The sequence below is a fragment of the Arcicella sp. GW458-12-2-14-TSB2 genome (assembly GCF_059423785.1).
The window spans coordinates 1-25,648 of sequence record NZ_JBWKYN010000080.1; the positions used below are offsets into that span (position 1 = coordinate 1).

At 35.2% G+C, this 25,648-nt stretch carries 14 protein-coding genes; 13 read left to right on the forward strand and 1 reads right to left on the reverse strand.

Going from position 1 to position 25,648, the window contains the following annotated elements; genetic code table 11:
• The 10 genes from AC07XN_RS12830 to AC07XN_RS12875 all read left to right on the forward strand — a co-directional run.
• The coding region (locus tag AC07XN_RS12830; RefSeq protein ID WP_494743377.1) for a FecR family protein at window positions 1-1,092 on the forward strand (1,092 nt) is incomplete at its 5' end.
• Between the two features lie 365 nt (window positions 1,093-1,457).
• Window positions 1,458-4,724 carry a SusC/RagA family TonB-linked outer membrane protein gene (locus AC07XN_RS12835; RefSeq protein ID WP_494743378.1) on the forward strand — a complete coding sequence of 1,089 codons (3,267 nt, stop codon included), beginning with the start codon at window positions 1,458-1,460 and terminating at the stop codon, window positions 4,722-4,724.
• A 20-nt stretch (window positions 4,725-4,744) separates the two neighbouring features.
• Window positions 4,745-6,271 (forward strand): RagB/SusD family nutrient uptake outer membrane protein, encoded by a 1,527-nt coding sequence (locus AC07XN_RS12840; protein WP_494743379.1) that lies wholly within the window; start codon window positions 4,745-4,747, stop codon window positions 6,269-6,271.
• A 146-nt stretch (window positions 6,272-6,417) separates the two neighbouring features.
• Window positions 6,418-9,780: a VCBS repeat-containing protein gene (locus AC07XN_RS12845; protein ID WP_494743380.1), complete on the forward strand. Its 3,363-nt coding sequence runs from the start codon at window positions 6,418-6,420 to the stop codon at window positions 9,778-9,780.
• A 12-nt stretch (window positions 9,781-9,792) separates the two neighbouring features.
• A complete protein-coding gene (locus AC07XN_RS12850) occupies window positions 9,793-10,377 on the forward strand; it encodes a hypothetical protein (protein WP_494743381.1) in 585 nt (194 codons plus the stop codon).
• Window positions 10,378-10,380: 3 nt separating this feature from the next.
• Complete coding sequence (locus AC07XN_RS12855; protein ID WP_494743382.1) at window positions 10,381-13,719, forward strand: VCBS repeat-containing protein; 3,339 nt, start codon at window positions 10,381-10,383, stop codon at window positions 13,717-13,719.
• Window positions 13,720-13,734: 15 nt separating this feature from the next.
• The gene (locus tag AC07XN_RS12860; RefSeq protein WP_494743383.1) at window positions 13,735-17,067 is read left to right on the forward strand and encodes a CRTAC1 family protein; all 3,333 of its coding nucleotides are present in this window, start codon (window positions 13,735-13,737) and stop codon (window positions 17,065-17,067) included.
• Between the two features lie 4 nt (window positions 17,068-17,071).
• The gene (locus AC07XN_RS12865; RefSeq protein ID WP_494743384.1) at window positions 17,072-19,048 is read left to right on the forward strand and encodes a glycoside hydrolase family 127 protein; all 1,977 of its coding nucleotides are present in this window, start codon (window positions 17,072-17,074) and stop codon (window positions 19,046-19,048) included.
• Between the two features lie 400 nt (window positions 19,049-19,448).
• Entirely contained in the window at window positions 19,449-20,348 is a 900-nt protein-coding gene (locus AC07XN_RS12870) for an alpha/beta hydrolase family protein (protein WP_494743385.1), read from the forward strand.
• 387 nt (window positions 20,349-20,735) lie between these two features.
• Window positions 20,736-21,419, forward strand: coding sequence for a hypothetical protein (locus AC07XN_RS12875; protein ID WP_494743386.1), 684 nt, complete (start codon window positions 20,736-20,738; stop codon window positions 21,417-21,419).
• A 567-nt stretch (window positions 21,420-21,986) separates the two neighbouring features.
• On the opposite strand, the gene AC07XN_RS12880 is transcribed toward AC07XN_RS12875, so the two are convergent.
• Window positions 21,987-22,415 (reverse strand): winged helix-turn-helix transcriptional regulator, encoded by a 429-nt coding sequence (locus AC07XN_RS12880; RefSeq protein WP_494743387.1) that lies wholly within the window; start codon window positions 22,413-22,415, stop codon window positions 21,987-21,989.
• Window positions 22,416-22,532: 117 nt separating this feature from the next.
• Between AC07XN_RS12880 and AC07XN_RS12885 the strand changes: the two genes are divergently transcribed.
• From AC07XN_RS12885 to AC07XN_RS12895, 3 genes are all read left to right on the forward strand, one after another.
• Entirely contained in the window at window positions 22,533-23,333 is an 801-nt protein-coding gene (locus AC07XN_RS12885) for an SDR family oxidoreductase (protein ID WP_309917905.1), read from the forward strand.
• 44 nt (window positions 23,334-23,377) lie between these two features.
• Window positions 23,378-24,241, forward strand: coding sequence for an alpha/beta fold hydrolase (locus AC07XN_RS12890; protein WP_494743388.1), 864 nt, complete (start codon window positions 23,378-23,380; stop codon window positions 24,239-24,241).
• Window positions 24,242-24,381: 140 nt separating this feature from the next.
• Entirely contained in the window at window positions 24,382-25,386 is a 1,005-nt protein-coding gene (locus AC07XN_RS12895; RefSeq protein ID WP_494743389.1) for an NADP-dependent oxidoreductase, read from the forward strand.
• Window positions 25,387-25,648: the final 262 nt, after the last annotated feature.

The window sequence follows — 25,648 nt, forward strand, 5'->3', positions numbered from 1 at the left end:
GCGATAGACTTTGTGAATCATCAAGCATTTAGGGCTTGGGTATTTAACAAAGAGCTCGACGCAAATGATGATTTATTGCTTTGGTTATCAAATATCCAAGGTAACCATCATGAATTAGAAAAAGCGAGAATGTACTTATTGAATATTCATAATATGCAACCTGAAATTTCGGAAGAATATGTAGAAGACAAAATACAAGATTTTTGGAAAAAAGCAGAAGAAAAAAACTTGAATATTGAGGTTGCTCAACCAGCAAAGAAATTTAGGATTTTAGATTGGCTCGTCGCTGCAGCATCTGTTTGTTTAATTATTGGCTTGATGTGGGTTTTGTTGCCCAACCGTGAGCAAAGCGTGAATAGTTTAATTTCAGAGCTGTTCATTAATGACCAATCCTCAGACCAAATAGAGAAAGTAAACAAAGGAACAGAAAGTATGAATGTTCTTTTGCCAGATGGCTCTAAAGTAACGCTTGAACCTAACAGTTCAGTGAGTTATCCTGAGGCATTTGATAAAGAAATGAGAGAAGTAAGTCTAGTAGGGGAAGCTTTTTTTGATGTAGTGAAAAATCCTGACCAGCCTTTCATTGTACATTTTAATGAATTGGTTGTCAAAGTATTAGGAACAAGCTTTACCATCAGTGCTCCTAAGGACGACAACAAGATGCAAGTACTGGTAAAAACAGGAAAAGTATCAGTATTTGAAAATAATGAATGGCAAAAATTGAAAAATGACACCAATCCTGCTGTTCGGGGAGTAATCATTACGGCGAATCAGAAGGTAGAGTATTTGAAAGAAACAGCAAAATTTGAGAAGAAATTGGTGGATAGTCCAGCAATTATCAATCCAGTGCTTTCAGAAAATGATTTTACTTTTGATGAAACGCCATTGATGGATGTTTTTGAAAAACTAGAGAGGGCTTATGGAATCAAAATCGTTATTGACGAAAATCAAGTGGCTAATTGTACACTTACGGCTACTTTATCTGACGAACCACTGATTGAAAAGCTCAACCTCATTAGCAAAATTATCCATGGTAATTATGAAATGATTGATGGACAAATTGTGATGAATGTGAAGAGTTGTAAAAAATAAGATTTTTAAGGATTTTGCACTAGAGGACTTAATGAGAAAGGCAAACAAGATTTAAGAATAGATGCTGAAGTGAATGCCTTGTTGAAATTAGTAAAATTTAAAACGTATATGTGAAGCGTTATTAAATTTTAGACCTGAATTCCATTAAAAATACCATTGTATAAATACTAACAATAAACCCCAAATTAATTATGAAAACATAAGTTTACTTTACATGAAAAAAGCCGACAGTGTTTGCACCACTATCGACTCCATTCCATTACGTCTCCCCAAAACGGATTTTAATTTAGAGGTTTTTTTGCACAAAACCTCAGGGGAATATTTTGTCCAGATATGTCTAAAAACCGTACAAAACAGTCAAAAGTATGAAAAAAAAGCAAAATTTACAACGATTACTATTGGGAATTATGAAGGTGACGTTGATTCAAATTTGCATGGTTGTTTTATTCACGAGCTTTGTTTTCGCTCGGGATTCTCATGCACAGGAGGTACTCAATCAGCAAATTTCTTTGACTATTGAGAACCGAGATATCAAAACAATTTTAACACAGGTAGAAAAACTGACTGATGTCAAGTTTATGTATAGTGCCGAAGTAATTCAGGCAAAGAGGAAAGTATCGTTCTCTGCGAGAAACGAGAAACTTTCTGAAGTATTAGATAGGCTTCTTTTACCCCTCAAGATTAGCTATGAGGTTAGTAAAAAGAGGATTTTATTGAGTTCAAACGAAGTCCATGAGTCGCCAAAAAACGAAGACCCCGCTGATAATACAATAGAGAATGCTATCATTTTGGCTGAAGTAACTGGAACAGTTACTAACAGTAAAGGAGAGGCCGTTCCAGGTGTAAGTATTAGAGAAGAAGGAACAGGAAACGGGGCGGTTTCGGATGCAAGTGGGAAGTATACAATTGCTGTTAAAAATGAAAAGTCAGTGTTGATATTTACATCCGTAGGTTATAAACCTTTTCAGGCTACAGTTGGCTCACAGAAAGTATTCAATATTGTTCTAGAAGATGACAACACACAATTGAATGAAGTAGTGGTAATTGGTTATGGAACAGTGGAAAGAAAAGAGTTAACCAGTTCTGTCGCTAAAATCGACGCTAAAAATTTCAATAGAGGAAACGTAAACAATCCAGCACAATTATTACAAGGAAAAGTGGCCGGTTTATCAATTGTAAGACCAGGTGGAAACCCTAATGAAGATTTTAGTATTAGGTTAAGAGGCCTCTCTACTTTTGGTGCGAACTCTCAGCCTTTAATTGTAATCGACGGAGTAATCGGGGGGTCATTAAATGCTTTAGACCCAAATGATATTAAATCAATTGAAGTACTGAAAGATGCTTCTGCGGCAGCAATTTATGGAACAAGGGGTTCGTCCGGTGTAATTATCGTGACGACAAAAAGAGGAACTACTGATGGCAAAGCAAGTATAGAATATAATACTTATGTTTCTAGCGAAGAAGTAGCAAGATTTGTTCAAAACTCAACCCCTGAGCAATTTGTTGAAGCGGGCGGTCAAGACCTTGGTTACAAAACTAATTGGTTGGATTTAGTAACCAGAAAAGGCATTTCAAATGTACATAATCTTTCTTTTTCAAATTCTTCAGGATCAACGAGTTATACAGGTTCAGTAAATTATAGAGATGTGCAAGGTATTTATATTGGAACAGGATTTAAGCAAATCAATGCTCGTTTGAATTTAACACAAAGAGCTATTAATGACCGTTTGACTTTATCTTTTAACGTGGGGGTAACTAATCGTAATGCAAGTTATGGTTTTACTGATGGACTTCGTTTTGCAATTATTGCCAATCCTACCGCTCCAGTTTATATTAACAATGATCCTGCACAAGGATATTTAGAACCAAATAGCCCTGAATTTCATAATCCAGTAGCCATTGCGAAAGAGGCTGTTTCTGATGGTAAAATCAAAACATTGGTAGGAAGCATTCGTGCAGATTTTGAAGTATTAGACGGGTGGAATGTAGGAGCTTTTTATTCGAATCAAATTGATAACAATTTGGCTTCAACCTATTTAAGTTCAAAAATTAGATATGGCTCAGCAAGTGGTAGAGGTGGTTTAGCAACTAAATTCTCGCAAGATGGTAACAACGAATTGTTTGAAATGACTACATCTTATAAAAAGACTTTTAATGATTTGAAAATCAATTTAATAGGTGGTTATTCAAGACAATTGTTATCATTTGAAAATGTGTATGCCGCAAATGGTAACTTTATCACCGATGATTTACTATACAATAATTTAGGTTTAGGACTTGATATTGCCAATAAATTAGCCTCAATAACAAGTGCAAAAGAAGAATCAAGATTAGTCGCATTCTTCGGTAGGGCAATGTTGAATTATAAAGATAGTTACTTCTTATCAGCTGCAATAAGACACGAAGGGTCTTCTAAATTTGGGCCGAATCACAGATGGGGAGATTTTTATTCAGTAAGTGGGGGTGCAGATTTATTGAAAGTCTTAAAAATTTCAGCATTAACTACGCTTAAATTAAGAGCAGGTTATGGTGTAACGGGTGCTTTACCAAACCAAAACTATGAGTACTTGCAACGTTTGGGAACTGGGCCAAGATTCTTGTTTGAAGGTAACTTCGTGCCAAGTGTTGCTGTGGCTTCCAACCCAAATCCAGATTTGAAATGGGAACAAAAAGCAGAAACGAATATAGGTTTAGATTTTGGGTTGATTGATAATCGCTTGACAGGTTCGGTTGATTATTATGTCCGTAATACTAAAGATGTATTACAAACAGTAAGTGTTTCGGTTCCACCAAATTTCTTCGGAACGTCGTTATTAAACATCGGTAAATTAAAAAGTGATGGATTAGAAGTCGGACTAAATTATGCAATAATGCCAAAAGGAATTAAAGGTTTGGTATATAATACAGGTTTAGTTTACTCTACTTATAATACAAAATTGGTAAGTTTTGATGGTAAGCAATCTGAGATTTATTTAGCTAATTTAGGCCCTCCAGGCTTGAACGGTACTTTAGTAGTTCGTTTGAAAGAAGGGGAGAAAATCGGAGATATTATGGCACCAATTTTTGAAGGGGTGGATGATAAAGGAGCAAGGATTATTAAAGATCTAAACGGCGATGGACAAATCACCAGAGCTGATTATGTAGTAGTAGGAAACGGATTACCAAAGTTTGAATTGGCTTGGAACAATAGTCTTGAATACAAAAATTTCGATTTGAATTTCTTAATTCGAGGGGCATTTGGTCATAGTTTGGTAAATATCAACAGAGCTTATTATGAAAGCCCAGCGGCATCAAATAACTACAATCCTGTTAGAACGAAATACTATTTATCGAACCTAAAACAAGGAGAATCTTGGAATAGCTATTACGTAGAAAAAGCAGATTTTGTAAAGCTTGATAATGTTACATTAGGATATAATGTAAACTTGAGCAAAAAATCAGCTTTCAAGAAAATTAGATTTTATGCTTCTGGCCAAAATCTATTTGTCATTTCTGGCTACACAGGTGTCGATCCTGAAGTACACTATAATGAAGGAGGAACAACAGGATCTCCATTGGCTCCAGGTATCGATCAACGTACTTCATATTTTAGAACTAAAACGTTCACTTTTGGTGTAAATATCGGATTTTAAGAACTTTAAAAAATTGTATTATGAAAAGATGGTATAAAGCTTCAGTTATGCCCATACTCGCATTTTTATGCTTGTCGTGTACTGATTTAGACTCAAAATTATATAGTGAACTTACTCCAGGAGATTTTTTTAAGAACGATGACCAATTTGTGGCCGCACTTGGTACCGCCTATACTCCATTATATTCTTATGCAGGAGACCCTTGGACAATCCAAGAGTTGAGTTCAGAAACCAGTGCAGCTCCTGCAAAATTTGGCCCTTGGGACGACGGTGGTGTATGGGCAGCCTTACACAGACATCAATTCAATCCAAATTTTGGTGCTTTTAATACGGCTTGGAACATGGGTTTTGGGGGTATTTCTACCTGTAACCGTTTGATTGAACAACTCACGGCTTTGGCTCCACCTGATAAATCAGCAGCCTTTGTGGCAGAATTAAGAGCGTTGAGAGCTTTCTATTATTTTTTGATGATTGATATGTTTGGTGATGCACCACTAATTACTTCCTTTTCAGCCGCCGAAGCGAATCCTGCTAGAAAACCACGTGCAGAAGTATATGCTTTTATCGTTAAGGAATTAAATGAAATTATCCCGAAATTACCTGAAACTGTTAATGCTACAACTTATGGACGTATCAATAAATGGAGTGCTTTAACAATTTTAACAAAACTCTATTTGAATGCAGGCGTTTATGCTGGCAAAACAGAATGGGCTTTAGCTGCTTCAACAGCAAAGCAAGTAATTGATGGTAACAAATATGCTTTAGAGGGCAATTACTTCAATAACTTTATCGTCAAAAATGATGCTTCTCGTGAAAATATTTTTATCATTCCTTATGAAAATGGTAATGCCAATGGTTTTAGTTTACACATGCAAACTTTGCATCCCCTAAATAAGGATACTTATAATTTTGCTACTGGTCCTTGGAATGGTTATACGGCTTTAGAGGAGTTCTATAATTCATTCTCTGATAATGATGCCCGTAAAAAACAATTTATCGTTGGACAACAATATACTTCGGATGGCAAACCGATACAAGATCCAAATGGTGCAACTGAAGTGGATTCAAAAGGAGCAAAAGACCCAGATGGAACACCATTAATTTTTACTCCATATATCAACGAGCTTACGCCTAAATGTTTCAGTCAGTCGGGAGCGAGATTAGGAAAATTTGAATTCCAAAAAGGGATTCAAACCAATATGGATAATGATTTTCCAGTGTTGAGATTTGCTGATGTTATTTTAATGCGTGCAGAAGCCCTTTGGCGTTTGGATAATAACAGTGCTGAGGCTGCTACTTTGATTAATCAAATTCGTAGTAGAGCTTCATTGCCAGCGTTATCGCCATTAAATGAAGATAATCTTTATAAAGAAATTATGCGTGAAATGGCTTATGAAGGACATTCAAGAACGAATGCCATTCGTTTTGGAAAATTTACCAGAGCTCGCTGGGAAAAACCAGAATCAACTGTGGCGAAATTGGTATTTCCAGTTCCAACAAGTCAGTTGAATGGTAACCCTAACTTTAAACAGAACACAGGTTATTGATATTTAGTGAGTTGCTGAATTGTGAATGAGGAAATCAACATTAGATAAATAGCAATTCACTCATTCATAACTTCTGGGAGGTTCACCTAGCTTTGACAACTCATTAAGAGTTGTCAAAGCTAAAATTTAAAAAAACAAAGAAATACATGTTTGTTCAAAAACGGTTTTATTGGCTGATTCCATTTTGTTGGTTACTTTTTTCTTGTGAAAAAATGCCTTCTTACTTTGGCGAACAAAAAATGTTTAGCAATTTACCCGCTTCTGAAACACATATTTATTTTGAGAACAACCTTACTTATACCGAAGCATTTAATACTTATACCTACCGAAATTTTTACAATGGTGGCGGAGTTGCCATTGGCGATTTGAATAATGATGGTTTGCCCGATGTTTTCTTTTGTGGCAACATGGTCAGTAATAAATTGTACTTAAATAAAGGCGATTTAAATTTTGAAGACATTACCCTCAATGCCGGATTAACAACTCAAGATGTTTGGTCAACTGGGGTAAGTATGGCAGATGTGAATGGTGATGGCTGGTTAGATATTTATGTTTGTAAATCGGGGAAACCAGGCGGAGCAACACGTAAAAATTCATTATATATCAACAACGGCTTAAAAACAGGGACAACCATTCCTACTTTTACCGACAAAGCTACCGAATACGGCATTGCAGATTATGGGCTATCGACTCATGCCGCTTTTTTTGATTATGATAAAGATGGTGATTTGGATTTGTATTTGCTCAATAACTCTATCAGAACGGTTGGTATTTATGATTTAATCAAAGACCAACGCAAGATTCGTGACCCTAAAGGAGCGAATAAATTATACAGAAACAACGGAAATACTTTTGAGGACGTCAGTGAAAATGCAGGTATTTATGGTAGTGCTATAGGTTTTGGCTTGGGCGTGACGATTGGAGACATTAATAAAGATGGTTGGCAAGACATTTATGTTTCAAACGATTTCTTTGAAAAAGACTACCTTTATATTAACCAAAAAGATGGTACTTTTTCTGAATCCTTAGAACAATACATGGGGGAAATTAGTCTCGGTTCGATGGGGGCAGACATGGCAGATATAAACAATGATACTTATCCAGATGTATTTGTTACCGAAATGCTGCCTGAAAGTAATGAGCGAATTAAAACAAAAACGGCTTTTGAAGATTGGAATAAATACCATAGCAATATCTCAACGGGTTATTACAAACAATTTCCCAGAAATGTATTACAGCTCAGTTTAGGAAAAACAAATAAAGGAGAAATGGCATTTAGCGAGATTTCTCGCTTGGCTGGTGTAAGTGCTACAGACTGGAGTTGGGGGGCTTTGATGGTAGATTTAGACAACGATGGATTCAAAGATATTTATGTGGCAAATGGAATTTTCAAAGATTTGACAGATTTAGATTATATCAATTACTACGCCGACCCGATTACGATTAAAAGATTGATGCAGGAAAAAGGGAAGTTTTTAAAGGAATTGATTGATGCTATTCCTTCCAATCCTTTGCCGAATTATGTATTTCATAATCAAGGAAATAAAGCTTCTGCTTTTCAGTTTAATAATGTTACCAAAGATTGGGGATTGGACATTCCAAGCTTTTCAAATGGGTCAGCTTATGGTGATTTAGACAATGATGGCGATTTAGATTTGGTCATCAATAATGTAAATATGCCAGCAATGGTTTTACGAAACAATGTCAGAGAAGTGAACCCTAATCAACATTTTTTAAGTATCGCCCTCAAAGGTTTAGGGAAAAACACTGCTGCTTTAGGGACACAAGTAACAGTGTATAAGCAAGGGAAAAGTTTTTATCAAGAATTAGCACCAATGCGAGGTTATCAATCTACCGTTGATGACAGATTACATTTTGGTTTAGGTGATATTCAAGAAGTGGATTCTATCCAAATTCTTTGGGCTAATCAGAGTTCACAAGTACTGAAAAAGGTAAAAACGAATCAGTTTTTAACGATTCGACAAGAAGTTTCTGAACCTATTCAAGCTCAACAGATAGTTGTAAAGACTGTTTTTCAAGATGTTACCAATGATTTTAGCGTAAATTATCAGCATCAAAAAAGCACTTTCATTGATTTCAATCGTGACCCATTACTCTTTCATGGTATTGAAAATAAGAGTACTCAGACGGCAGTGGCAGATGTGAATGGAGATGGATTAGAGGACTTTTTTGTAGCAGGGTCTTTTGGAAAAGCAGGACACTTATATCTTCAAACCAAAGCAGGGAAATTTAAAGTATCGGTACAAACGTGTTTTGAAAAAGATAAATTCCATGAAGATAACGCCGTACTTTTCTTTGATGCCAATGGCGATACCTTCCCAGATTTATACATTGGCAGTGGTGGATCGGCTTTTATTGACAATTCCCAAGAATTGAAAGATAGGCTTTTTATCAATGATGGTAAAGGTAATTTTCAGCAAGTAGAAAAAGCCTTGCCCAATATTTTAGAGAATACTTCCTGTGTAAAAGTAGGTGATTATGACCAAGATGGTGACAAAGACTTACTGGTCGGCACAAGAGCAAAAGCCTTTTACTATGGTTTTCCTGTGAATGTTCATCTTTTACAGAACGATGGGAAAGGAAACTTTAAGGAAGTAAGTAATCAAATTGCACCTGCTTTACAAGAAATCGGAATGGTGACTGATGTCGCTTGGCTGGATTATGACCAAGACCACGATTTAGATTTTGTGATTGTAGGCGAATGGATGGGCATCAAATTATTTGAAAATAACAAAGGGAAATTCACGGAAAAGAGTAAAGCATTGGGTTTTGAAAACACCAATGGTTTTTGGAATTGTCTGGCGGTTGCTGATATAAATCAAGACGGATTTCCAGATATTGTAGTAGGAAATCTAGGCGAAAATACTCATTTAAAAGCTACATTAGAAAAACCATTAGCAATGTACGCCCATGATTTTGACCAAAATGGAAAGAATGAACAAATCATTACGAGATATATTGGAGAATCGTCGTATCCTTTGGCAACTCGCAAAGACTTATTAGCTGAATTGCCATTACTGAAACGCAAATTGCCCTTGGCAAAAGATTATGCCAATACTAAAATTGAAGATTTATTTGATGAAGATATTTTACATCAAGCCAAAAAATCTTCAGTGTTTACAACGAAATCAACTTGTTTTATGAATCAGGCAGGGAAATTCATTGCACAAACTTTGCCAATCGAAGCACAAGTTGCCCCGATTTATGCTTTAGTAATAGAAGATTTTGATGGGGATAAAAAACTGGATATACTCTGTGGCGGAAATTTATACACAGCCAAACCAGAAGTAGGCATTTACGATGCTAGCGTTGGGCAATTATTAAAAGGCGATGGAAAGGGACATTTCAAGGTGTACTCAATGGCAAAATCGGGGTTGTGTATCAAAGGAGAAATCAGAGGAATAAATAAAATACAAGTAAAGGGGGGTAAGCATTGGCTAATTTCCAAAAAGAATGATAAAATAAGTATTCTGAAAAATACGCTATAAAATTCCAATGATATGAAAATCAATAAATTATATATTTATACTTTGCTGTTTGTGCTACTTTTAGGAGCTTGTAAACGAACACCTGAAGAACAATATTTAAGCTTAGAATCGGAAGAATTAGCTAAAAAAGTTAGATATGATCAACTTTTCAAAGGGCTATACTTAGGTATGAAAGATTCTACTTTTTTTGATTTTTGTTTGAAAAAAAATATCCATAAAGAATTCTTCCAAGGCGGACAAAAGAATAGTGCTTGGATTATGACGAAAATAAAAGCACCTAATGATAGAACCTTAGAAGTTAACTTTTTTCCAACTTTTAAAGCGCGAAAAATAGCAGAATTAAATGCGGCTTTTTACTATCAAGATGCTGCCGTAGCATGGAAAGTGGGTGCAAGTAATGATAAACTGTTAAACGAAGTCATTCAACTCTTAGAATCTTGGTATCAACGGAAATTTATTAAGATTAATAGTCCTTTTTTTTTCAAAAATGATGTATTCGTTACCGTGCGTGGCAACTGTAGAATTGTTGTTTCGGAAGAACCGCAAAGCAATGTCATCAATGTAAGATTTATCGATTTATCAGCTCCAAAACAGTAGTCCATGCAAGATTTGAAAAGAAATATATTGGGTCTGATTTTATTATTTACTTGTTGGGCTTGTCAGTGGAGTCAAAGTGAAAAACCTTTGTTTACCGAATTGTCGACCGCCGAAACAGGTATTGATTTTCAGAATACCGTTACTGATACCAAAGATTTCAATATTTATACCTACCGAAATTTTTATAATGGCGGTGGCGTAGCCATTGGCGACATCAACAATGATGGCTTGCAAGACATTTATTTTACCGCTAACATGGGGAAAAACAAATTGTACTTGAACAAAGGTGATGGAAAATTTGAAGATATTTCTGAAAAAGCAGGCGTAGAAGGGACAAAAGCATGGTCAACTGGCGTGACGATGGCAGATGTAAATGGAGATGCTTGGTTAGATATTTATGTTTGCAACTCTGGTGACGTAAAAGGCGATGACAAGGAAAATGAGCTTTTCATTAATAATCAGAATGGTACTTTTAGTGAAAAAGCAAAAGATTATGGCTTAGCTGACAGAGGTTTATCGACGCATGCTTCTTTTTTTGACTATGACCAAGATGGTGACTTGGATGCTTATATTTTGAATAATTCCTATCGTCCCATTGGCTCATTTAATTTAGCAACCATTGATAGAGACACAAGAGATGAATTGGGAGGCGATAAATTGTACAGAAATGATGGAGGGAAATTTAAAGACGTGAGTCAGGAAGCACATATCTATGGCAGTGCTATTGGCTTTGGGTTAGGCTTGGTTGTTTCCGATTTCAATAACGATGGCTGGTTGGATATGTATGTCTGTAACGATTTTTTTGAAAGAGACTATCTCTACATCAATCAGCACGATGGTACTTTTTCAGAGGAACTAACACAGCAAATGCCCTCTATTTCTCAGGCAAGTATGGGAGCCGACGCCGCTGATTTAAACAATGATGGTTTACCTGAATTGTTTGTGACTGAAATGTTACCAAAGGACGAAGAAAGGCTTAAAACATCGATGACTTTCGAGAACTGGAATAAGTACCAGTATAACCAAAAGTACGGTTATCATCATCAGTTTACTCGAAATATGTTGCAACTCAATAATGGAGTAAATGACCACACGAAAGGTTCTTTCAGTGAAATTGGAAGATTTGCTGGCATAGAAGCGACCGACTGGAGTTGGAGCGCTTTGATGGCCGATTTTGATAATGACGGTTGGCGAGATATTTATGTGAGTAATGGTATTTATAAAGATATCTTGAATCAAGATTATTTGAAATTTATTTCAAGTGATGCTTTCGTTAAAACGGTTATCTCAAAAGATGGTGTAGATTATAAGAAATTAATAGACATTATTCCATCCAAACCGATTGAAAACTATGTTTTTGCAGGCAAAGCAGATTTACAGTTTGAAGACAAAACCAAGGCTTGGGGGCTTGATACACCCAGTTTTTCAAATGGTTCAGCTTATGGAGATTTAGATAATGATGGCGATTTAGATTTAGTCGTAAACAACGTCAATATGCCCGCTTTTGTGTATAGGAATGAAAGTAATGCCATTACTGGCAGAGGCAATTATTTAAAAATACAACTTAAAGGAAAAGATGCAAATACCTCAGCAATTGGGGCAAAAGTAATTGTATTTTCAGCAGGGAAACAATATATGGTAGAACAAGTGCCTTCTCGTGGGTTTCAATCTTCGGTAAGTAATGTGTTACAAATTGGGTTAGGGAAAAGCATTAAAGTTGACTCCTTGCTGATTCGTTGGCCAAGAGGATTATTCACCATAAGTTATCAAGTAAAAGTAAATCAAACCTTGGTTTTTGATGAAAAAACAGCTTCAACTTTTACTCCAAAGCTTGAACCAAACAAGCAAAATATTACTTTCTGGAAAGACATTTCTAAGGATTTTTCAGAAGATTTTTCGCATCAAGAAAATGCATATAGCGATTTTGACGATGTGCCATTGCTCTTTCAAATGCTATCGACCGAAGGACCGCATCTGGCCGTAGCTGATGTAAATGGTGATGGTTTAGAAGATATTTTTATCGGTTCAGGGAAGGGTTTCCCTGCTAAATTACTTCAACAAAAAGCAGATGGCAGTTTTGTACAGACCAATCAAAACCTTTGGGAAATGGACAAAAATGCAGAAGATGTTGATGCTGTTTTCTTTGATGCCGACCAAGACCATGATTTGGATTTGTACGTGGCAAGCGGTGGGAGTGAGGCAGAAGAGCAAAGTAATGAACTAAGCGACCGATTGTATTTTAATGATGGTAAAGGGAATTTTACAAAATCATTCCAATTTTTACCAACGATTAAATTTGAAAATACAGCTTGTGTAAAACCTGCTGATTTCGACCAAGATGGCGATATTGATTTGTTTGTGGGTATTCGTGCAGCCAATCGGCATTATGGTTTGCCACAAAATGGCTATTTTTTGCAAAATAATGGCAAAGGGCTTTTTAGCAATATTACACCCAAAATTGCTCCTGCTTTAAATCAAATCGGTTTGATTCGTGATGCAAAATGGATTGATGTTGATAGAGATAAACAGCTTGATTTAGTAATTGTTGGAGAGTGGATGGGTGTACATATCTTCAAAAATTCGCATGGAAAATTTGAAGATATTTCGGAAAAATTAGGCTTATCAAATTTAAAAGGTTGGTGGAATACGATTCAATCTGCTGATTTTGATAATGATGGGGATGAAGATTTGATACTCGGAAATCATGGCTTGAATTCTAGATTTAGAGCTTCTGAAGACAAGCCTATTCAACTTTTTGCTAGTGATTTTGATAATAATGGTTTCTTTGAGCAAATTCTGTGTACTTATAATGGAGATGCATCGTACCCTTTGGTTTTGCACCAAAATATCACAGCTCAATTGCCTTATTTGAAGACGAAGTACTTGAAAAATGAAAGCTATAAAAACCAAAAAATAAATGACTTATTTACACATGAGCAATTATCAAAAGCGACAAAACTAGAAGTAAATACCTTCGAAAGTATAGTACTAATTAATCAACAAAAAGAGGGGTTTAGGGTACAAAAATTGCCATATCAAGCACAGCTTTTTCCGATTTATGCCATTCATGTTACAGACATCAACCATGATAAATTTCCAGATTTGATGGTGGGTGGTAACCTCTACGAAGCCAAACCAGAAGTAGGCAGATACGATGCTGGTCGTGGACTTTGCTTATTGGGCAAAGGTGACGGTAGTTTTTCGGTGATACCAAATAAATCGGCTGGTATTTATGTAGAAGGGCAAATCAGAGATTTCAAAACCTTGAAAGTTGGCAAAAAAGAAGTATTAATGATAGCTAAAAATGGGGCTAAGTTTCAGGCTTTTTGTAAGGAAAGATAACCACTCGTAAATTCAATGATTATAAAGAAAGTAGATAGCGTTTATATTTATTCATACTTCAAAAGAGTTGTTCAAGCTTTTTTGTGCTTGTTTTTGTTCGTTACGTGTTCTACTAAAAAAAAGCCTTTGTTTCAATTATTAGATAATAAAAACACTAAAGTTGACTTCGTAAATCGCTTTTTAGAAACAGATGAAGTAAATCTGAACGAATATTTATATGCCTATAATGGTGGTGGCGTGGCGGTTGGCGACATCAATAATGATGGTTTTCCTGATATGTACTTTACAGCTAATCAATCTGGCAATACGCTGTACCTAAATAAAAGCAAAGAAAATGAACAGATTAGCTTTGAAGACATTACCGAAAAAGCAGATGTAAAAGGGCTTTTGGGTAAAAATTATTGGACAACAGGAGTAGTGATGGTGGATATTAATCATGATGGTTGGTTAGATATTTATGTTAGTCAAGTATCTGGTTATAAGGGTTTTATTGGGAGAAACCTTTTGTTTGTCAATAATCATAATCTTACTTTTTCCGAGAAAGCAAAAGAGTATCAACTTGATATGGTGGGTTACTGTCAACAAGCTGCTTTTTTTGATTATGATAACGATGGCGATTTAGATTTATATCAATTGAATCATTCAGTACATAGTCCAGAAGTATATCTTAACACGAATCTTCGTAGTAAAAGAGACCCAATGGCAGGCGATAAATTATTAAGAAATGATGATGGGAAATTTGTTGATGTCAGCGAAAAAGCCGGCATTTGGGGTTGGGCTGCTGGTTATGGTTTGGCGGTGAGTATTGCTGATTTAGATAATAATGGCTTTGCAGATATTTATGTTTCCAATGATTTCCATGAAAATGATTATATCTATTTCAATCAGGGCGACGGCACTTTTCTGGAAAAAAGTAAAGAAGCTACGACTTACACGAGTAATTTTTCGATGGGAAGTGATATTGCTGATATTAACAATGATGGTTTGTTGGATATTATGACTTTAGACATGAAGCCCGACGACGATATTGTCAGAAAACAATCGGCAGGAGCAGACCCTTTTGATATATTTCAGTTCAAACTTAGTTTTGGTTATCAAGCTCAATTTCCAAGAAATATGCTACAATTGAATCAAGGAAATTTGGATGGAAAAATGGGTTGCCAATTTTCAGAAATTGGTCAGTTGGCAGGTGTGGATGCTACCGATTGGAGTTGGTCAACTCTTCTGACAGATTTAGACAACGATGGTTTTAAGGATATTTTTGTTTCAAATGGCATCTATCGTCGTCCGAATGATTTAGATTACATCAACTATACCTACCAGAAAAATGTTAAAAAAAGTTCTTCTTTGAAACTTTCACAAATGATGCCAAGTGGAGCAGAACATAACTTTGCGTATAGGAATCAGAGTAACTTACAATTTGAGGACGTTTCGCAAGCTTGGGGTTTTTCAACAGTGGGCTATTCTATGGGAACGGCCTATGCTGATTTAGACAATGATGGTGATTTGGATTTAGTTATCAATAATCTCAATGCTTTGGCCTCAGTATATGAAAATCAGTCGAATGCCGAAGAAAATCATTACTTAAAAATTCAATTAAAAGGGGCAGGAAAAAATCCATTTGGGATTGGAGCAAAAGTAGAATTAGTGACTCAAAAAGGCACAATAGTTCAGGAATTACAGCCTACTCGTGGTTGGCTTTCTTCGGTAGATTATATCTTGAATTTTGGTTTGGGGAAAATAAAAACCATTGAAACGATAAAAGTAACTTGGGCAAATGGCAAAGTACAAGTATTGAAAAATGTATCTATCAATCAATTACTTGTCCTTGCCGAAAAGAATGCTTCTCCTGAAAAACCTTTACCGGAAAAAGCAAAGCAAAAACTTTGGCAAGACATTACTAAACAAAGCAATATCAATTTTGTACATCAAGAGAACTCATATTCAGATTTTGCTAATGAACGCTTAATGCCACAAATGCTTTCAACGCAAGGTCCGAAAGTAGCAGTGGGGGATGTGAATGGAGATGGTTTGGAAGACTTTTTTGTGGGCGGAGCCGTGAACCAAGCTGGCGTTTTGTATCTACAGAAAAACGAAAAATTTGTACTGGGTAATCAGCAGGCATTTATTGCAGATAAACAATACGAAGATGCTGATATTCAATTTTTTGATGCTGAGAATGATAACGATTTAGACTTGTTGATACTAAGTGCAGGAGGACAAACAAATGAGGCGAGCCTTACGCCATTAAGATTATACTTGAATGATGGCAAAGGAAATTTTAGTCGTTCGCCCAAAGAATTGCCTTTACTTTGGAGTAATAAATCTTGTTTGGTGACGGCAGATTTCGATGGGGATAAGCGAATGGATATTTTTGTAGGAGTGCGTTCTATTGTAAAACAATATGGTATTTCAGCAGATAGTTATGTACTGATGAATCGAGGGAATGGAGAATTTGCTTTAGATATGAGCACAAAAAATGCCGTCTTCAAAAATTTGGGTATGGTTACTTCAGCCATTTGGATGCCTAACAGTAAAGAGTTGGTCGTGACTGGAGATTGGATGCCAATTACTATTTTGAAAAGAGAAGCGAACGGCACTTTCTCAAAAAGAATAATCGAACATACTGCTGGTTGGTGGAATTGTTTGAAAGCTTGTGATTTAGACAATGACGGAGACGTTGATATTTTGGCAGGAAACAGAGGTATTAATTCAGATTTGAGAGCAAGTACTGAATATCCCGTAACATTAATGGTGAAAGATTTTGACAATAGTTTTTCTACCGACCCCATTATTTGTCATTTCAGAAATGGGAAAGAAAGATTGTATGAAGGCTTGGACGAACTCAAAAAACAAATGCCCATGATTCAAAATCGTTTTCATGAGTATAAGTTTTTTGCGGTGAGTCAATTGAAAGATATTTTTCCAGAAGCATTTAAAAAAAATGCTGTAATTAAAAAAGTAGAAACTTTTGAATCGCTACAATTAATCAATGACGGACAAAGTAATTTTCAAATAAAAGTACTTCCGAAACATTTTCAGTTTGCTCCGATTTACACTTTTTGTACCAAAGATTTTAATCAAGATGGAAAAATTGATTTGGTTTCTGGCGGTAATTTTTCAGGATTCAAGCCCAATTTGGGTATGATGAATGCAAGTTTAGGTACTTTTTCAGAAGGTAATTTAAAAGGCAATTTTAATCATATTCCAACCTATCAAAGTGGTTTAAATATTTCAAAAGAAGTACGTGATATTCAATCAATTCGGCTTGGAAATCGTAATTGTCTTTTGATAGCAAACAATAACGAACATATCCAATTATTTCAATTTTTTAAAAATCAACAATAATACTATGAAAAAAGTACTCTTTATGGCGTGTTGGCTTTTGGCTTTTTATGCCAATGCCCAAAAGCTTTCTTATGATTATCCCATCAAACCCATTGATTTCACCAAAGTAAAAGTAACAGGTGGTTTCTGGAAAAGTCGTTTAGATACTGTCGAAAACAAAACAATTCCTTATGCATTTCAAAAATGTGAAGAAACGGGTAGAATCAATAATTTTATTTTTGCAGGGGGACTAAAAGAAGGAAAATTCAAAGGAAGTTTTGGCTTTGATGATTCGGACGTTTATAAAATCATCGAAGGGGCTTCTTACTCTTTGATGAACGAACGAAATCCTAAATTAGACGCTTATTTGGACAATGTAATTTCGTACATTGCTGCTGCTCAAGAAGATGATGGCTATTTATACACAGCTTGGACGTTGAAAGCGAATGATTACAACAAATTTCAATGTTGTACTTATGACCCTAAAGGGAGATTTTTGGGTGAAAAAATGAGCCATGAATTTTATGACGCTGGTCACATGTATGAAGCTGCGGTTGCCCATTATGTTGCTACTGGGAAAAAGTCATTCTTGAATATTGCTACTAAAAATGCAGATTTGATTTATGATTTGTGTGTAAATAAAGGTTTACAAAGCTATTCGGGACATCAAGAAATTGAGCTGGGTTTGATTAAATTATTTAGAGCAACCAATAATAAGAAGTACCTTGATTTAGCAAAACTTTTACTTGAAAGACGCGGTCATCAGCCACTTACAGGTAACAAGACCGACTTCGATAGTCCTGCTTATTCTCAAGACCATTTGCCTGTTACTCAACAAGATGAAGCTGTTGGTCATTCTGTGCGTGCGGTTTATATGTATGCGTCGATGGCAGATATTGCAGCCATTACGGGTGATAAAGCGTATCTTAAGGCAATTGATAAACTTTGGGAAGATATTGTTAGTAAAAAAATGTATGTGACTGGTGGTTTGGGAGCGGCACACGGTATCGAAGGTTTTGATGTAGCTTATGCTTTACCAAACGACGCTTATGCAGAAACCTGTGCGGCTATTGCTAATGTTTATTGGAATCACCGTATGTTTTTATTGCATGGCGAATCTAAATACATGGACGTTTTAGAAAGAACTTTGTACAATGGTTTGATGTCGGGTTTGTCTTTAGAAGGAGACAAATTCTTTTATCCAAATCCACTTGTATTTGATGGAAAAGAAAAGTTTAATCAAGGAGCTACTTGTCGCAGCCCGTGGTTTGATTGTTCATGTTGTCCTTCAAATCTTTCAAGATTCGTGCCTTCGGTTTCGGGTTATGTGTATGCAGTAAAAGATAACAGCATTTTTGTAAACTTATTTATGAATTCAGAAGCGACTTTAGTGGTAAATAATCAAACAATTCAATTGGCTCAAACAACGAATTATCCTTGGAGTGGCGAAGTAAATTTATCAGTCAAAACTTCAAAATTAACGCTTGCTACTTTACGTATTCGTATTCCAGGTTGGTCGCAAAACGAAGCTGTACCAAGTGATTTATATTATTTCAACGCTACTTCATCTGCCAAAACTATCATTAAATTAAATGGTAAAGCGGTTGCTTATAAAATCGAAAATGGTTATGCTTTAATTAATCATTCTTGGAAAAGTGGCGATAAAGTAAGTATCAGTTTCCCGATGGAAAACAAAACGTTGACAAGTAATGCCAATATCAAAGCGAACGTGAATAAAATAGCTGTTCAAAGAGGGCCAATGTTGTTTTGCGTAGAAGCACAAGACAATGACAACCATGCTTTAGACATTTCCTTGAACGAACAAGCTCCTTTGACAGCAGAATATCAAAAAGATTTATTGAACGGAGTAACCGTTTTAAAAGGGAAAGGCTGGATAAATACCAACGAAGGAAAACAAGCAGTACCCATTCAGATGGTTCCTTATGTTGTTTGGGGACACAGAGATATTAAACCGATGGCTGTTTGGCTGGGAAAAAATTAATACTTTTTGGAGTATTTACTAAACTGTGTCAGGGATTTTAGCTAGCTGCATTTGGGGGGACTATCCCCCAAATGTAGCTAGCTAAAATATTTTTGATAAATGCTATTTTCAAAAGTAATTACTAATTCTGAGAACATAGCCGTCCAATTAAATGCTATTTTGTGCCATGTCTTACTTTTATTTTGGTTGGACAGATAAGTCAATTTTAATAAGGCATTTTCCGAAGTGAAAGCTTCTTTATATTTTGTAATTTTACGAATCTGAGGATGGTATCCTTCAATCGTATTGGTCGTATATATGTATTGACGAAGAAAACCGTAATACTAACTACTTCGTCAATACGAACATTGTGGGAAATACTAAAAAGACCATTCAAAACAAATTTTCTTAAAAACCTAAAATGAATAAAAACCTTTTTCCTATCTTATTTCTTTGGTCATCATTAATATTTTTACCAAAAATGGTATTTTCTCAATCAACTGACTTTACCATTCAAGATGTAAAGTTTGAAAGTCAGGGCATTACCCTTGCAGGCTCAATTTTGAAGCCTAAAAATCCATTTGCAGCAGTTGTAATTATTCATGGGTCTGACCCAGTAAAAAGAGAAATGGAGTTTGCAAAACGTCTTGTAAAAGAAGGTATTGCTGTATTGACATATGACAAACGTGGCGTTGGAGAGTCTGGTGGTGTGTACGTAGGACCATCTGTTGGAACGAATAATATTGACACTACTAATCTTAATTTATTATCTCAAGATGCAAATGCAGCGGTAAATACATTTCGGACTTATTTGAAAGATAAAAAAATACCAATTGGATTAGTTGGGTTTAGTCAAGCAGGATGGATCATTCCAATTACTGCAAGCAAAAATCCACAAATTGAATTTTTGGTTTTATTTAGTTGTCCAACGATTACGACTCTGGAACAACTTCGATTTCAGTTTTATACTAACGGAAACAATAATTTTTGGGGAAATCATACAGAAGCAGATGCTCGTGAACATATTAAAAATGATCCTGATAGGTATCAATTCGCGGCGACTGACCCCAAAATTTCTCTGAATACTCTTTCAATTCCTGGACTTTGGCTTTTTGGAGAAAAGGACATACAGATTCCTGTAAAGATGTGCATAGAGCAATTAAATATATTCAAAGTTCAAGGCAAACCTTTCGAATATACTTTATTTTCAACATTAGGACACAATACTGTATTTGACAGTGATACAGCACCTTTTGACATTTCAATTCAATGGATAAAACAGAAAACTTTGAACATTAAGAAGTCTAAAGTGTCAAAATAAAGCACTGCCTACAATAACTACTAAGCATTAGTGGTGGCTGAAAGGAAAACCATGAAGGAATGAGGAAGGCATAGTCTTGAACTTAACTTGGGCGGTCGGCTTCGGTGGTTTCTTTTATGGAGTTATCGTTCGATTTGAAGATTTTGTAAGAGCAGGTTTTCGCCTGCTTTTTTGTTTTAAGGTTTGTTTCTCATTTATAGTTATACCCATGTTTTAAAGTAAGTCTTTTGAAAGTTATTAGTCCGTTTGACCAATTAAATTTTAAGGAAGAGAATTATTTGGAATGACTAAGAAAACAACTACTTTCGGAATTACGAAAACTGGTAAAACAATACAAAAAGTACGACAAAACTTTAGCATATTAGCGAGTTTGTGGCTATATTAAAAATGAAACAGATACTTACAATACTTACAATATTGGTTTTTCTTGTAGCTTGTACAAGTCAAAATACAACTGAAGACAAGACTTCGTCAGCATTAGTTACTCAGGAAAAGGAAGGAGACAGCTATGAACAATTCTTAGATTTATTTGAAAAAATTGAACCCCAAAACTTACACATTTATACGCTTGATGACTTGAAAAACGGAGATAAATTTAAAGGAAAAGTTATTGATCAAAGTTTTTACAAATTATTGACTTTTGATGACAGATTTAAGTTTTTATTCGTGGACACAACATTGCATGCCTATAGCTGTTTTAGATTTAAACTGTCTGACACAAAAACAGGTTTAATCATAAGAACACCAAGTCAGTATGATGAAGAGTCGGCTATTAACCTATTGATTTGGGACAATTCTCTAAAAAAATTGGTTGGCATGAATGATTTAGCAGATTCTTTTGGTGATGAGGGTTGGCATTTTGTACAAGACGCATGGTTGAAAGATTTGAATAATGACGCAAAAATTGACATAGTTACTCGATACAGGGACATAGACTACGATTTGGATGATTCTACCAAAGTAACTCAAAAAGACTCCTTATTTGCTTGGCTTAATATGGACATAAAATTCAAAAAAACATCTTTCAAATTTGACACAACAAAGTACAAATTACACAATTGGAATCCGTAGGAAATACAGCCACCTACACCAAACTAGTCGTAGGTTGTTTCTTTCGCCTCAAAATGTTAAAGAGCGTCATGCTCGCAAATGTATCAGGGGTAAATATTCCTTTTGCCTTGAAACATTTTAGTATATTCAATAAGCCCTTTCGAGTGTGATGCTCTTCCTTGTTTTAGGTCTTAGAAAATACTAAGGTTAGTTTGGGGTTGATACGTCAAGATTAAAAATGGATAGTTTAAGAACGAAAAGAGCATTTCTATACATATTAGCTTCCTCATATCATTATCAATGATTAGCATCCTTAAAAACTTGCCTTGATTCTATTGTCTGGTCTTCTTGAAATTGTCAGGCTGTTCAAAGGTTTCGATATAGTTTTAGAACGATATACTTATAATATAAAAATTTATGGTAACAAATAAGTAAAATATAATGAATGTCTTGATAGATACAATCACCATAGAAAAATCGAAGAAAAAAGAGGTATATTTAGTAGTACTTCATCCAAAGTAACCCACCTGTAACTGTTGAATTACTTTGGAAAAATCTATTTCAAAACAACAAAATTTTTGCCTTTAACTACACCTCCCTTTTCTCTTCTTCCAATTGCTTTTTCAATTGCTCTGTAATGGTTTTTATTGCTAACTCTTTGTTTTTTTTGGCATCATTTACCATTTCCTTTAAATCGTCTGGTATAGTAAAATATTTTTCAGCCCAAAGGTGTATTTCAAAAAGTATAGGCAATAAATCTATTCCCTTATGTGTAAGCCTGTACAAAACTTTTGCCTTGCTATCGGGGTGTTCCCGCTTTTCAATAATTTTATTTTCCTCAAGGGCTTGCAGTCTTGCGGCTAATATATTAGTGGCTATTCCTTCCGCCGATTTCAAAAAATCTCCATAGGTTGATTTTTGATACAACATTAAATCCCTTACAATTAACAAAGACCACTTGTCTCCAAATATTTCAAGAGAGCAACTTATTGGGCATTCAGACCTCATTTTAGACATTTTATAAAAACATTTTAATAAATAACTTGAAAGTCACTTGCATTTTGAAAGTGATTTGTATATTTGCACTTTCAAAATGCAAGTAAATTTACAATGTTCTTAATTAAAAGTAATAACATGAAACAAAATATTTTAATAACAGGTGCGTCTTCGGGCTTTGGTTTACTTATCGCAAACGAACTGCACAGAAAGGGTTACAATGTAATTGGTACAAGTCGCAACCCTGAAAAATCTGAGTCAAAAGTGCCATTTAGAATGATAGCATTAGACCTTGACTCAGAGCAATCCATAAGCACTTTGCCTGATAGAATTTTCAAGGAAATAGGTCAATTGGATATTCTTATCAATAATGCAGGCTTTTTAGTATCAGGCATCGCAGAAGAAACACCTATTGAGTTAGGCAGACAACAATTGGAGACTAACTTTTGGGGTACTATCAAGGTGACAAATGCAGTGTTGCCATATTTTAGAAAACAAAAATTTGGTAAAATAATAACTGTAGGCTCAATTATAGGGCTTGTTTCATTTCCTAATGCTGCTTACTACGCTGCTTCCAAACACGCACTGGAAGGCTATTTTAAAGCCTTGAGATATGAGTTGAGTGAGTTCAATATTAGTGTTGCTATGATTGAACCGTCGGCTTTCAAAACAAATATTGTGGATAACTCATCAACGCCATTAAATAAAATTGAAGATTACAATCCACTTCGTAGAAAAATTGAAAAATTCACCAACGAATTAGTAACGCAAGCCGAAGACCCCGCAATAGTTGCAAGTAAAGTGCTTAAAGTAGTTGAAACTGATAAACCTAAATTCAGAAATATCGTAGGGAAAGGCACTTCTGTATTAATCAATTTACAACATTTTGCCTATGGGGTTTTAGAAAAAAATGTTCTCAATCAATTAAACAAATCTTAAAAATGAAAAATACTTTTTTTCTAATAGTCTTAATAATTCTAAAAATGACAACGTCAAATGCACAAAGCGTAAACTATTCTTACGCTACCGTCCCTACTCAATTTGTAGAAGCAAACGGGATTAAATTCGCTTATCGTTCTTATGGCAAAACAGGTGATATTCCAGTTATTTATTTTAACCACCTAACGGCAAATCTTGATAATTGCGACCCAAGAATTATGGATGCAATAGCGGGAGAGCGTCACATTATTTCTTTTGATTATCGTGGTGTAGGTGCAACGACTGGCGAGCAAGGAACAAGTATTTCTGACATGGCAAAAGATGCTATTTCGTTTATTCATGCCTTGGGTTACAAACAAGTGGATATTGTGGCATTTTCGATGGGTGGTTTTATTACTCAGGAATTACTTTTGATAGAACCCACTTTAGTACGAAAAATAATACTTGCAGGCACTGGCTCAAGAGGCGGAGTAGGAGTTAGCGATGTAGTTGGCTTAACTTATAAAGATATTTTTAAAGGACTGTTGACATTCAGAGACCCTAAGTTTTATCTATTCTTTACCCAAAATAAAGTTGGAAAAGATGCTGCAAGAGATTTTTTGAAGCGATTGAATGAAAGAACTGAAAACCGTGATAAAAAAGTAAAACTAAGTGTGTTGAAAAAGCAATTGAAAGCCATTGAAACATGGGGGCATGACACTCCAGTGGATTTGAGTGTTTTCAAACACCCTGTTTTAGTAGCTAATGGCGATAATGATAGAATGGTTCCTACACCAAATTCTTACGATTTGGCAAAGCGATTTCCAAATGCTGAACCAGTAGTAATTTACCCAAACTCAGGGCATGGTGGTATATTTCAATATCACGAAGAGTTTCTTAAAAAAGCTATCCCATTTTTAACAAAATAAATATCAAACAAATAAAAAGAATATCAACTTACTGTTCATTACTGTTTAGCAGTCGATGCTTATGATATTTTTGAAACAATCACTTTTGTAAAAGATGGTAAACAAGTTAATTAATTTGATCTCAGTAAAAAATAGAAATAATGAAAGCATTCATAGTTAAAAGCTACGGCAAAAAAGAAAAATTACATTTAGAAGATTGGGCAGTACCAACCGTAAATGAAAACGATGTTTTAGTACAAGTTCATTCAGCAGGTGTGAATTTATTAGATTCACTGATTAGAAATGGTGAATTCAAATTGTTTTTACCTTACAAACCCCCATTTATAAATGGTCACGATGTGGCGGGAATTGTAACCAAAGTTGGTTCAAAAGTTAGCAAATTCAAAGTTGGTGATGAAGTGTATGCTCGTCCTTCAGACCATAGAGTTGGAACTTTTGCAGAATACATTTCTATTGTTGAAGATGATGTTGCCTTAAAACCCAAAAATCTTTCAATGGAAGAAGCGGGTTCTATTCCTTTGGTTGGTTTAACTTCTTGGCAGGCATTAGTTGAAATTGCCAATGTAAAAAAAGGGCAAAAGGTTTTTATTCAAGCTGGCTCGGGTGGTGTTGGCACTTTTGCTATCCAGTTAGCCAAATATTTGGGGGCTTTTGTGGCTACAACCACAAGTGCTAAAAATATTGAGTTAGTAAAAAATCTTGGTGCTGATTTGGTGATTGATTACAAAACACAAGATTTTTCTAAAATATTAAAAGATTATGATGTGGTATTGCATAGCAACCGTGAAAAGATAGTTTTAGAGCAATCATTGGGCATCTTAAAAAAAGGTGGTCAACTCATTTCGTTAGTTGGCCCGCCAACACCAGAGTTTGCACAAGAAATAGGTTTGCCTTGGCATTTGAAATTTGTCACCAAACTTTTAAGTGCAAGTGCCAAGAAAAAAGCCGAGAAACTTGGTGTGAAATTTCATTTCCTATTTATGAGAGCCGAAGGGAAGCAATTAAATGAAATTACGAAACTTATTGAAGCTGGTATAATTAAACCAATTATTGATAAAGTGTTTTCATTTGAGCAAACTAACGAAGCACTGACTTATGTTGAAACAGGCAGGTCGAGAGGCAAAGTTGTTGTTAAGGTTAGATAGCTTTATCTCCCCAACTGGTCGTAGCGTCAGGATTAAAAAAAGGATGATTTTACTACGAAAAAAGCACTATATTATGGCCAACTAAATTATTAGTTGTGATATTGCCAATCCAATTTCATGGCTTTCAGCTATATTTAGTGATTTTAAAGCTCATTTAATTGATAATCCATAGGTAATTTATGTAACGTTATTTCCTAAATTATTGGTGGTATAATAACGTTACATTTTGAAACTGAATAAGAAAATAAACAAACATTTCTAT